Source organism: Alphaproteobacteria bacterium, assembly GCA_037146715.1.
In the GTDB taxonomy this organism is placed as follows: Bacteria; Pseudomonadota; Alphaproteobacteria; order UBA7879; family UBA5542; genus JBAWWO01.
In genome coordinates this window covers 1-10,891 of record JBAWWO010000021.1, presented here as the reverse complement: position 1 = coordinate 10,891, position 10,891 = coordinate 1, and the positions used below count along the sequence as shown (strand labels likewise).

At 44.0% G+C, this 10,891-nt stretch carries 11 protein-coding genes, 1 tRNA gene and 1 rRNA gene; 8 read left to right on the top strand and 5 right to left on the bottom strand.

Translation table 11 applies throughout. The annotated features are described in order from the left end of the window. A 16S ribosomal RNA gene (locus WCG05_05465) occupies positions 1-387 on the top strand; the annotation flags it as partial. 714 nt (positions 388-1,101) lie between these two features. On the opposite strand, the gene WCG05_05460 is transcribed toward WCG05_05465, so the two are convergent. Further along, a tRNA-Arg gene (locus WCG05_05460) sits at positions 1,102-1,178 on the bottom strand. A 165-nt stretch (positions 1,179-1,343) separates the two neighbouring features. Between WCG05_05460 and WCG05_05455 the strand changes: the two genes are divergently transcribed. The 4 genes from WCG05_05455 (at position 1,344) to dksA (ending at position 4,887) form a co-directional block, all read left to right on the top strand. Then, the gene (locus tag WCG05_05455; GenBank protein MEI8321430.1) at positions 1,344-2,495 is read left to right on the top strand and encodes an ABC transporter ATP-binding protein; all 1,152 of its coding nucleotides are present in this window, start codon (positions 1,344-1,346) and stop codon (positions 2,493-2,495) included. Between the two features lies 1 nt (position 2,496). Continuing rightward, positions 2,497-3,435 carry an ABC transporter permease subunit gene (locus WCG05_05450; protein MEI8321429.1) on the top strand — a complete coding sequence of 313 codons (939 nt, stop codon included), beginning with the start codon at positions 2,497-2,499 and terminating at the stop codon, positions 3,433-3,435. Then, positions 3,432-4,277, top strand: a complete 846-nt coding sequence (locus WCG05_05445; GenBank protein MEI8321428.1) for an ABC transporter permease subunit — start codon at positions 3,432-3,434, stop codon at positions 4,275-4,277. Before WCG05_05450 ends, WCG05_05445 begins: the two co-directional genes overlap by 4 nt. Positions 4,278-4,458: 181 nt before the next feature. After that, on the top strand, positions 4,459-4,887 hold the full coding sequence (gene dksA / locus WCG05_05440; GenBank protein ID MEI8321427.1) for an RNA polymerase-binding protein DksA: 429 nt from the start codon (positions 4,459-4,461) through the stop codon (positions 4,885-4,887). Between the two features lie 142 nt (positions 4,888-5,029). Here the strand turns inward: dksA and WCG05_05435 are convergent, their stop codons facing one another. From WCG05_05435 to WCG05_05420, 4 genes are all read right to left on the bottom strand, one after another. Beyond that, the gene (locus tag WCG05_05435) at positions 5,030-5,995 is read right to left on the bottom strand and encodes a beta-ketoacyl-ACP synthase III (GenBank protein MEI8321426.1); all 966 of its coding nucleotides are present in this window, start codon (positions 5,993-5,995) and stop codon (positions 5,030-5,032) included. Positions 5,996-6,004: 9 nt separating this feature from the next. Beyond that, on the bottom strand, positions 6,005-7,072 hold the full coding sequence (plsX, locus tag WCG05_05430; GenBank protein ID MEI8321425.1) for a phosphate acyltransferase PlsX: 1,068 nt from the start codon (positions 7,070-7,072) through the stop codon (positions 6,005-6,007). Positions 7,073-7,074: 2 nt separating this feature from the next. Then, positions 7,075-7,278, bottom strand: coding sequence for a 50S ribosomal protein L32 (gene rpmF / locus WCG05_05425; GenBank protein ID MEI8321424.1), 204 nt, complete (start codon positions 7,276-7,278; stop codon positions 7,075-7,077). A 76-nt stretch (positions 7,279-7,354) separates the two neighbouring features. Next, positions 7,355-7,594 (bottom strand): hypothetical protein, encoded by a 240-nt coding sequence (locus tag WCG05_05420; protein MEI8321423.1) that lies wholly within the window; start codon positions 7,592-7,594, stop codon positions 7,355-7,357. 97 nt (positions 7,595-7,691) lie between these two features. Between WCG05_05420 and WCG05_05415 the strand changes: the two genes are divergently transcribed. From WCG05_05415 to WCG05_05405, 3 genes are read left to right on the top strand one after another with little or no spacing between them, the layout of a single operon-like run. Continuing rightward, complete coding sequence (locus WCG05_05415; GenBank protein ID MEI8321422.1) at positions 7,692-8,486, top strand: hypothetical protein; 795 nt, start codon at positions 7,692-7,694, stop codon at positions 8,484-8,486. Between the two features lie 31 nt (positions 8,487-8,517). Continuing rightward, positions 8,518-9,342 (top strand): hypothetical protein, encoded by an 825-nt coding sequence (locus tag WCG05_05410; protein MEI8321421.1) that lies wholly within the window; start codon positions 8,518-8,520, stop codon positions 9,340-9,342. A gap of 36 nt (positions 9,343-9,378) precedes the next feature. Next, positions 9,379-10,497, top strand: a complete 1,119-nt coding sequence (locus tag WCG05_05405; GenBank protein ID MEI8321420.1) for a hypothetical protein — start codon at positions 9,379-9,381, stop codon at positions 10,495-10,497. The last annotated feature ends 394 nt before the right edge of the window (positions 10,498-10,891 follow it).

The window sequence follows — 10,891 nt, the reverse complement described above, 5'->3', positions numbered from 1 at the left end:
TGCCGGTGATAAGCCGGAGGAAGGTGGGGATGACGTCAAGTCCTCATGGCCCTTATAGGCTGGGCTACACACGTGCTACAATGGCGGTGACAAAGGGATGCAAGAGCGCAAGCTGGAGCCAATCCCTAAAAGCCGTCTCAGTTCAGATTGCTCTCTGCAACTCGAGAGCATGAAGTCGGAATCGCTAGTAATCGCGAATCAGCAGGTCGCGGTGAATACGTTCCCGGGCCTTGTACACACTGCCCGTCATTCCATGGGAGTTGGTTTTACCTTAAGCTGGTGCGCTGACCTTTCACGAGGAAGCAGCCAACCACGGTGAGGCTAATGACTAGGGACAAGTCGTAACAAGGTAGCCGTAGGGGAACCTGCGGCTGGATCACCTCCTTTCTAAGGAAAGTCGTGGAAAAACGGTTTACTGTTTTTCCCTTGGATACCCTCCAAGACAACGACCCGGCCACTGTCTATTTATTTCCTTGATTATATTATGGTTTTTGAAACGCCCCCCGAAAGGAGGGCGTTTTTTTTTGCGCTAAAGAAGGAAATTGGGCTTAGAAAATAATCTATATAGCTAGACTGGAGTAAAACGAGTATATCCTCCCGTGAATCCCTCAGGCTTCGACCCTCTAGTGTGTACGAACGTTGAGAAGGCTAAAATCAAAGTCCTTGCGAGAAGGGGCGTAGCCCCGACGAAGCAAACCAGTTTCTTTTGTTTGATTCCCTATCCTCCAGTGATTCTCTTGAGCTTCAGCATCATGACTAGGGCTGCGCCCCGCCGTAAGTAAGGCGTGGATTCTCGGCTTAAGGCCGAGAGGCAATGTGGGGAAACGAGGAGAGCAATAGAGGAAATCAGTAGGAGTGGGCCTTTCCAGGCTCTTCTCGTAAGGACGGGGTTTTTCGTGTCATGAAACCTAGTCGTCTTTGAGAGCCCCGCAGGGGCGTGGTGATCCTCTTCGGACTTGATCCGAAAATCTTGGAGCACCCAGGGCGGAACGCCATGCTGGTGGGTTAAAAATGGATCCTGTAACGCACTTCGTGCCTCGAGGATGATGTGAACTAAGCGGAATGTCTTTTTTGGGTGACTGGATTGGGGGAAAGTATAAATGGTGCGCCCGAAGGGAGTCGAACCCCTAACCTTTTGATCCGTAGTCAAATACTCTATCCAATTGAGCTACGGGCGCATAAATCTTTCCACAAATTAACGATTACTTCAGAAAACTGCAAGCTTTTTTGTTTCCAATCGTAGCAAAAATAAATGAATCCTTGGGTCAAGCCTGAGGAAGACACTGCAGGGGCCACGTTAGGAGCTTATGGTAAAAAAAATGAAACCATGGTATACATAAAAAATGGCAAAAAGAGCATTAAAAGAATTTAAGTATTTAGAAGATTGGCACAATCCAAATAAAAAACCCTATATTCTAATTGACCAAATAAGCAAATCCTATTCAGCCTCTGACATGGCTGTGAACCATGTTTCTTTAGAGATTTACAAGGGGGAGTTCTTTTCTTTATTGGGGCCCTCGGGCTGTGGCAAAAGTACCTTACTGCGTATTTTAGCAGGTCTTGAAAAACCAGATTCCGGGCGCATTCTGATTGATGGCATTGATATGACGGATTATCCGCCCTACAAAAGGCCGGTTAACATGATGTTTCAGTCCTATGCCCTGTTTCCTCATATGACCGTTGCTGAGAATGTAAGTTTTGGGCTCGAGCAAGAAAAGCTGCTGAAAAGCACCATTAAAAGCCGGGTTGATGATATTCTGCATTTGTTGAAAATTGAAAAATTTGCAGATAGAAAACCCAATCAGTTGTCGGGTGGTCAAAGGCAGAGGGTTGCGTTGGCCCGTTGCTTGATTAAAAAACCCAAGCTGGTCTTGCTGGATGAGCCTTTGGCGGCCTTGGATAAAAAACTGCGGGAACATACCCAGTTTGAATTAGTCAACATTCAGGAAAAAATTGGGGTGACTTTCATTATGGTAACCCATGACCAGGAAGAAGCCATGACCATGTCAACGCGCCTGGGCATTATGGAAGAAGGGCGCATCCGCCAAGTAGGAACGCCGAAAGAAGTTTATGAGTTTCCTAATAGTGAATATGTGGCGGATTTTATTGGAACCACGAATCTTTTCTATGGAGTAGTGTTGGAAGAAAGCTCAACCCATACAACCGTTCAATCGGACGAACTTAAAATGCCTTTGTATATCAATCACGGAGGGCAGGTGGCTGTGGGATCTCAAGTGGCTGTTTCTTTGCGGCCTGAGAAAATATCGATTCACATCAAAAAACCAAAAGGCAAACAGAATTGTGCGCCAGGAATTGTGAAAGATATTGCCTATTTGGGGGATGTATCTATTTATTACATACAAATTGAGCCTTCAAAGAAACTGGTTCTGGCGACGTTACCAAACTTTAAGCGCTCTGAAACAAGTCCTGTGACATGGAATGACCGGGTTTACATTTCATGGAAGCCAGAAAACCCTGTTATTTTAACGGCTTAAAATGACGCGCAAAAATAGAGCCCTTTTTTTTGCACAAATCAAAAAATTTTATGAAAAACAAAAGACTTCCTTTTCCAAAAATCTTCTTATTGGGGTGCCCTTTAGCTGGCTTTTGATCTTTTTCTTTTTACCCTTTTTAATTGTTTTGAAAATTAGCTTTGCGGAACCCTTGGTTGATTTGCCACCCTATTCTGAATTGATTGAATGGGGTAAAAACCATGCTTTCCACATTCATGTTAATTTAAAAAACTATCTTATTTTATTTCAGGATGATCTTTATCGGCAGGCCTTGGGTCAATCTCTGACTATTGCGAGTGTTTCGACTTTTATTTGTTTGATTATGGCATACCCCATGGCGTATGCCATGGCTACAGCGCCCGAGAAAAAGCAAAGACTTCTTTTGTTGTTAGTGATGCTGCCCTTTTGGACATCTTTTCTGTTGCGGGTTTATGCCTGGATTGGGTTGCTTGGAAGCCAGGGGGTCATTAACGAACTATTATTGGGATTAGGGATTATCGATCAGCCTCTTCCTCTGCTTTACAATAATTTTGCCGTTGGTATTGGTATGGTTTATTGTTATCTCCCCTTTATGATTTTGCCCTTGTATGCCAGCTTAGTCAAATTTGATTGGTCTCTTTTAGAGGCCGCAAAAGATTTGGGCGCGCGGCCATCTAAAATATTTTTCACCATTCTGTTGCCCCTTACAAAAGTGGGAATGATTACAGGTTGTTTGTTTGTGTTTATTCCATCTGTCGGGGAATTCGTGATTCCTGAGCTGTTGGGATCATCGGAGTCTTTGATGTTAGGGAAGATGATTTGGACTGAATTTTTTACGAATCGAGATTGGCCTGTGGCTTCCGCCATTGCGGTTTGTATGCTTATTTTTATGATCCTTCCTCTTATTCTGTTGCAGCAAAAGACTGAGGACCCCGCATCATGAAAAGAAAGGTGAGTGTCTTGTCGTCATTTTTAGTTTTTGGATATGCCTTTTTATATATTCCGATCGTTACCCTTATTATCTATTCTTTTAATAGTTCGAAGCATGTTTTCATTTGGGGTGGGATCTCTTTAAAATGGTATGGGGCTCTGTTCCGCAATACACAGCTGCTACAGGCTGCCTGGATCAGTCTGCGCATTGCCCTGGCCTGTGCTACCCTTTCGGTTCTGCTAGGGATCTGTGGGGCGTTAATTTTAACAAAGTTAAAAAAGTTTTTTGGACGGGGTTTTTTTCAGGGCCTGGTGAAGGCGCCCTTGATGATGCCAGAAGTCATTATGGGGTTGTCCTTGCTGCTTTTGTTTATCAATATGGAACAACTCATTGGGTGGCCTGAAACAGGAACGCTGACAACCATTACGATTGCTCATACAACTCTGGCCGTTGCTTATGTGACGTCTATTATTTATACCCAACTTTCTAGTTTTGATGATTCTTTGACAGAGGCGGCCATGGATCTGGGAGCAGGACCCATCAAATCTTTTTTCTTAATCACACTACCCATTTTGTCACCATCCTTGGTTGCGGGGTGGCTGCTGGCATTTGTACTATCTTTAGATGATGTGGTGCTTGCTAGTTTTGTGGCAGGTCCCAAATCAACAACCTTGCCTATGATGATTTATTCCAGCGTCCGGTATGGTTTAACACCACAAATCAATGCTTTAGCAACCATTGTGATTGCGATTGTTACCTTGTGTATTCTGGCTGCGGCTTTGATGTATCGCCGCTCCTCCCAACGCCACAAATCAGCTACTACTTCGAAAAATGGTGGAATCTCGGTCTTTTAATGTAAAGATGTACATGTTGAAGCTCTTGCCCTGGCTTCGTTTGTATTAACTGATTTCTGGGATTGGGAGGCCCAGAGTCATCTATAAAAACAACATGAACTATTTACAAATTTTTGTTGTTTTTTTTTAGCTAACATGTAAAATTTTCAAAACCATGGAAAAATTTTAACAGGAGGATACCATGTCTACAGCAAAACTTAAGGAGGTGGCCTATAAGCCATCGCCATCGGAGCCTTTTATGAATGAAAGGCAAAAAGAATATTTCCGCAGCAAGATACTTGCCTGGAAGGATGAACTTCTTGCAGGATCTATGGAAACCCTAGAAAACTTGAAAGAAGAAAGCTATGTGCACGAGGCAGATTTAAATGACCGTGCCTCTAACGAAGTGGATAGATCTTTTGAGCTTAGAACACGGGACCGTGAGCGTAAATTATTAGGAAAACTAGATTCCGCCTTGCAAAGAATAGAAAATGGCACCTATGGGTATTGCGAAGAAACCGGCAATCCTATTAGCCTGGCTCGTCTGGAAGTGCGCCCTATCGCGACCTTAAGTATTGAGGCGCAAGAACGGCATGAGCAGAAAGAGCGAACTCATCGGGAAACCGAGTAAAAAACTAGCCTTTTGGTCGATTCCATCACCAAATGACTCCCTCGGGCTTGACCCGAGGGTCCAAACCCTATGTTTTTATAGAAAAATGGATCCTCGAGTCAAGCCCGAGGAAAGAAATAGGGGGGGATCTTTTTACAGGAGTTTAGCTATACCAGCGGATAAGGGCTGAACCCCAGCTCAACCCCGCCCCCATGGCGTCAACTAAGACGAGTTGACCTGGCTTTATTTTGTGATTGCGAACACCCCAATCTAATGCCAAAGGAATTGAGGCTGCTGATGTATTGGCATGTTGCCCAACGGTTTTGATGATTTTATCGGCGGGAAAAGACAGACGTTCCGCTGTTGCATTAATAATACGCTCATTGGCTTGATGGGGCACAAACCAATCCACGTCGGCGGCTGAAACTTTTTCTTTTTCAAGAACTTCTTCCAAAGACTCTGACAATTTCGTAACCGCTTGTTTAAAAACTGCTGCCCCTTCCATTTTAATTTTACCCACGTGTTCTGAAGAAGAAGGTCCCCCATTCACATATAAAATATCATTAAATTGCCCATCAGAATGAAGATAGCAGCCCAAAACACCAGTATCTGGTGTATCTGATGCCTCTAACACAACGGCTCCTGCCCCATCGCCAAACAAAATGGCTGTGGAACGGTCTGTCCAATCTAAAATGCGGGAATAGGTGTCAGCACCCACCACAATGCCTCGTTTAGCTTGACCGGATTTGATCAAGCTTGTGCCAACGCTTAGGGCATATACAAAGCCACTACAGGCGGCCTGCATATCAAAGGCGAACCCTTGGGTCATTCCCAGAGCATACTGAACCTTGACGGCAGCAGCGGGAAAAGTTTGGTCGGCTGAGGTTGTGGCGCATATAATGAAGTCTAAGTCTTGGGCCTTTAAACCAGCTTGGTCTAAAGCCGCCTGACAGGCATAAGTGGCCAGATGGGATGTTTGTTCATCAGCAGCCGCAACGTGTCGTTGACGAATTCCCGTGCGCTGGAAAATCCAGTCATCGGTTGTATCCATCATCTTTTCCAGATCTTTATTGGTTAAAACCTTTTTAGGCAGATAGGATCCCGTTCCCCTGATGATGACTGATTTCATGATATCTCTTTAATTTGTGCTTTCCGATAGATCTGGATGATCTTCAAGATCTTTCGCAAGCAATTCTAAATTCGTTTCAATTTGGTGGTTAAAATTATGGGATACTAGCTTGGCAGCCGTCAAAACCGCTGCTGAAAAAGCAAGTGCGTCTGCCCCCCCATGGCTTTTTATGGCAACGCCCTTTAGCCCAATAAACATGGCCCCATTATAAGCCTTTGGATTCATTTTCTTCTTGATGGGTTTAAAAGCTGGAATACAGAAAAGATAGCCTAAACGCGCAAGCCATGATGTTTGAAAAGCTTCCCGGGCTAAGTTCATCATAAAGGTGACCATGCCTTCAATGGTTTTAAGGGTAATATTTCCTGTAAAACCATCGGTAACAATCACATCAACGGTTCCCTTAGCAATATCATCCCCTTCGATAAATCCGTGGAAATTAATAGTATTGGGCGCGCGTCTTAGGATGGTGGCTGCCATCTGAACGGCGGGATTTCCTTTTTGTTCTTCTTCTCCCACATTCAACAGTCCAACAGTGGGATGCTCCAGATTCAGGATTTCCCTGGCGTAGGCGTTTCCCATCAGGGCAAATTGCACCAAATGATTGTGATCACATTGAACATTGGCCCCCAGGTCTAACATGACACAGGGCTTTTTGTTGGTGGGAAAAGATGCCACAATGGCTGGGCGGTCAATGCCGGGAATGGTCTTCAGAAAAAACTTCCCCATGGCCATATAAGCACCAGTATTTCCTGCTGAAATCACCCCTTGGGCTTCCCCATTGGCAACAGCGTCAATGGCAAGACGCATGCTGGATTGCTTCCCCTGACGTAAGGCAATGGAAGGTTTTTCATCACTTTTAATAAACTCAGGTGTGTGAATCAGTTTGTAGTGCCCCGTAAGAGCAGGAAATTTCTTAAGCAAGGGGTTTAGCTGGGATTCATCTCCGTAAATCAAAAGAAACAGATCAGGATTTTGGGCAATAGCTAAAGCAGCACCTTCAATAACCATATGGGGGGCGTTGTCGCCTCCCATGGCATCTAGAGAGAGAATAAGTTTTTCAGCCTGCCCTGTCGCCAACTCTATTCAGCTATTGCTTCTTCTGACTTAACAGAACTCTTTATCACAGATTTTCCATCATAATGTCCGCAGGCATTGCAAACGTGATGGGGCCGATTAATTTCGCCACAATTCCGACATTCCGTATAGGTTGATGTCTTCAAAAAATCATGCGCGCGACGTTGATCTCGGCGAGATGTCGATGTCTTTTTCTTTGGAACAGCCATTTCAAATTCCTTAATTACAAATTTATTTTCCCATTGTGAATAACCTAAATGGGCTTAAAATGCAAGCAAATAAGTTTTATGTCTTTTCTTTGAATAGAACCTTTGCCCCAACTTGTTCCGCCAAACTTTGTAAAGCTTGGCGATATTTGGTATCTCCCCGAAAAACAACCTTCTTGATGCCCTGATGCAGGGCAGCCATGGCAAGGCCTGGGTAAACATCGCAATCCACAGCAACATCTTTCGCGATTTGCCGCACAACAGGAATGCCCAGGCCGTATACAAGATAGTTGGGGATAATTTTTGAATCCTTTTCCATAGGGGTATCCTAGGAATAACTTCCTGTGTTGACAAGGGTTTTTAAGCGTGTTAGCGTGAACGATATATAAAAAAATACTGAATTAGAGAGGCTTTACATGAAAAAATTTTCGTTCTTCCTTATGGTAATTTCCTTTGTTTTTGGCGCAAGTCAGGTGGCTTATTCTTTAGGGTTTGCCAGCAGTCAGTGCCAAACTTACAAGGGTTTTAAAGATTATGAAAACGCTGGTAAACTCTATAAGGGTGAATTTCGTCGAAACAGCCAATGCCTCAAGACGTTTTGTAATAAATTTTGTGCCCAGTCTTGTTCCAGAAATGTTGAGGGGGTTAAAGATTGTCTAACCCAATGTAGCGATATCTTGTCTGCCGAGTCTTATAAGGAAATAGTGGCCTGCGATCTTAAAATCAATGTAACTCAAGTTACTTCTAAACAGTATGAAGATGCAATGAAAGAGGCTAGTGAAAGTTTGGCAAATGCTGAAAATGCTTTGAATGCACCTAAGCAAGCCCGACAAGCGGCAAAAGGGGCGGCTCAAGTGGGGCTGCAACCTATTGAAGGATTATTAAGCCAACTTAGCCAGAAAATTTCGGCTAGAAATAAAGCTCTAGAGGCTTATAACAGTGGGGTTCAATCTGCAGGTACCGATTGCTCTAATTATAGAAAATATAAGGCAATGGTTGATCAGATATACAGACAAATTGCCGCTGTTAAGGCACAAATTTTGCAGTATAAAGATTGGTATAAAGGTGTTTATGTTGCAGCTAAAGTTGGGGTAAAGACAGAAAATGGAACGGAAATTCCTGATTTAGAGGAGCATTTGCAGAGCATGGAAGACAAGAGGGATGAGCCTCTCTCACCAACTGATGTGTCAGGTTGGATGCAAGGATCTTAAACAATAAACTGTAAAAAAAGCAGAGGGAAACATGAAAAAAATATATTTGTTAATTATCTGTGGAATCTTAGGATTCGGTTTTGAGTCTGATTCTTCTGTGGGAAATCGATTCGGATCTTCCATTCGAAGTAATGCAACACAGACGTATTGTTTGCGGTTTGGTGGGGCTCAAAAAGCTTGTAGTAGCTACGACGGATTTCAAAAGTATAAGGAAGCTGGATGTTTAGAATATCGGACAGATAGTCCTTGTTTGCAAAGCTTCTGCTATGCTTGTACTAAGGAGGAAGATTCAAGAAAATTTGGGGCTTGCAGCACATATTGCAGTGCGACCGGATTAGATGGTGTCACCAAGCAGAAGTTGATCGCTAAAGGAATAGGAATTACCGGAACCCCTGTCGATAAGATGAATGAATTGATTGCAAATGAAGGCCCCAAATTAGGAACGGTTGCAGCTGATCAACGGGCCCAGGTTTCGAAGAATATTAAGAAAATCAGTGATCTTCTTTCTACTTTGAGACGGCTTCTAGCTCAAAAGAATGCTTATGTAGACACCATGGGGCAGATAAAGAAAGTTATAAAACAAAAGACGGGGGTTTTGGGAAAAAACCTTGCTGATGCTAATTCAATTCAAAAAGAAATTGATACTCTTATTCAGGAAATTAATGGCCCTGACTATGAACAAGTCACCAAACGATTGAATGGGTCTGTTGTTCATGTGGGTGATTATGCAAAAGCTATGGACTTGCAAAAGCCGCGCTTTGAAAGAAACTTCCCACAGATGTGTGTGTTTGAAAAAGTTTCTGCGAGTAGCTGGACTTCAACAACAAGAACTCGGTCTTTTGTGGGTGCGCAGTAACAAGATTGAAAAAATATTTATAAAAAGGTGGTAATTATGAAAAAACTTTATTTAATAATCTGCAGTATTGTTTTAATTTTTTCTTCAGACATGTGCATGGGAAAATCTTTCAAATGCAAACTTTGGCCTGCGGCCTTGAAGTGTAAGACTTTAAAAGGAATGGAAGAGTATGATAGCAAAGGGTGTATTACCGATCGATCCAGAAGCAAATGCCTTTATACATTTCTTAAAAATAATTGTGTTCCTAAAAAAGGTGTGTGCCCAACAGGTGGTCTATTAGAAACATGTGGAAAAATACGGCGCGATCTATCTTTTACAAGTCAAGAATCTAGTTTGGTTAGTATGGCAGTATTGGAGTGTGTAAACCCACCTAAGTCGCCTCGACCTGCTTCAGTTGTTGAACCAGAGGCCCAAGCTGTTAACGCACCAGTGCGGGTAAGGCCTGTTCCAGCGCCTCGACCAAAGTCTTTCACAGAGGGGATGAGTCTTTCTGCGCCTACCCCAAGACCTAGACCAAAGTCGTCCGCGCCAAGTGTCTCACCTGCCCCTAGAGTAGTTCCCGAAAAGACGACAATCATAGATGAGGATGCGAAAACTAAAGCGGCTATAAAGATTCAAAGAGCGTATAAGCGCTATGTTGCGCGGAAAAAAGCGGCTACAGCTTCAATAGATTTTCTGCCAGCACCAGCGGCTCCAGCAAAACCTGATCTAACAAGTGCTGGACTTGTTCCTCCTCCTCCCCGCTCATCTGATGAGATGTGGACAAGTTATCAGAATGCGGGGGGAACTGTCCCAAGACCAGAATTGTCAGGTTCAGCAAAACCTGCCCAGCCAGTGAGCCAAACGTTTACTATTCCCCCAGTTCCAAAGAAGACTTATGAACAGTCGGAAGCAGAACGAGCCCAGGCAACCCCAGGGAAGAAAGATCCTGTCCCGGCTCATACGGTTAAGAACAACCCTTCCACCCCTCCTAAAAATGGCGCAAACCCTGATTTGCTAGAACAAATACGGGTGGGGAGGAAATTGAAGCATGTTTCACAGGTTAGAGCACCCTCTAAGTCAAAGAATCCTTTGTTAAACAATGAGGCGTTCATAAAGCGAGCTCAAGCTAATAGTGACGAAGACGAACAAGATACCGACGAGTGGGACGAGTAATAGCCCACTCTTCTAACGTTAACTAAAATTAACCCCCGCCCCAAACCAGCGGGGTTTTTTTTATTACCGTCATTGCAAAGAATTTCGTGGGAATCCTGAGGAGGTTGTAAGGCCGACATGGGGGACTGCGAAACAGCTGGATTGCTTCCTCTGGATGACGAGAGCCGGACTCACCCCAATTGATTCCCTCGGGCTTCGACCCGAGGGTCTAAGGGTGCGGAACGCACCCCTGTTGGGGTGCCGAAAGAAGTAAGGCGTGGGTCCTCGGGTCAAGCCCGAGGAATTCAAAAAAAGAGAAGCCGAGGAAGGCAATTATGGGGTGGTGTTCCCCCAATCCCATCATCACGAGCCCCGAAGGGGCGTCGTGATCCAGCTTTTTCTCTATTCATATTTT

What these genes read in the sequence shown, in the direction of transcription:
- dksA (MEI8321427.1), top strand. Translation starts at nt 4,459, where the DNA reads ATGTCTACAGCAAAACTTAAGGAGGTGGCCTATAAGCCATCGCCATCG.
- rpmF (MEI8321424.1), bottom strand. Translation starts at nt 7,278, where the DNA reads ATGGCTGTTCCAAAGAAAAAGACATCGACATCTCGCCGAGATCAACGT.
- WCG05_05435 (MEI8321426.1), bottom strand. Translation starts at nt 5,995, where the DNA reads ATGAAATCAGTCATCATCAGGGGAACGGGATCCTATCTGCCTAAAAAG.
- WCG05_05420 (MEI8321423.1), bottom strand. Translation starts at nt 7,594, where the DNA reads ATGGAAAAGGATTCAAAAATTATCCCCAACTATCTTGTATACGGCCTG.
- WCG05_05450 (MEI8321429.1), top strand. Translation starts at nt 2,497, where the DNA reads ATGACGCGCAAAAATAGAGCCCTTTTTTTTGCACAAATCAAAAAATTT.
- WCG05_05410 (MEI8321421.1), top strand. Translation starts at nt 8,518, where the DNA reads ATGAAAAAAATATATTTGTTAATTATCTGTGGAATCTTAGGATTCGGT.
- WCG05_05415 (MEI8321422.1), top strand. Translation starts at nt 7,692, where the DNA reads ATGAAAAAATTTTCGTTCTTCCTTATGGTAATTTCCTTTGTTTTTGGC.
- WCG05_05445 (MEI8321428.1), top strand. Translation starts at nt 3,432, where the DNA reads ATGAAAAGAAAGGTGAGTGTCTTGTCGTCATTTTTAGTTTTTGGATAT.
- WCG05_05405 (MEI8321420.1), top strand. Translation starts at nt 9,379, where the DNA reads ATGAAAAAACTTTATTTAATAATCTGCAGTATTGTTTTAATTTTTTCT.
- WCG05_05455 (MEI8321430.1), top strand. Translation starts at nt 1,344, where the DNA reads ATGGCAAAAAGAGCATTAAAAGAATTTAAGTATTTAGAAGATTGGCAC.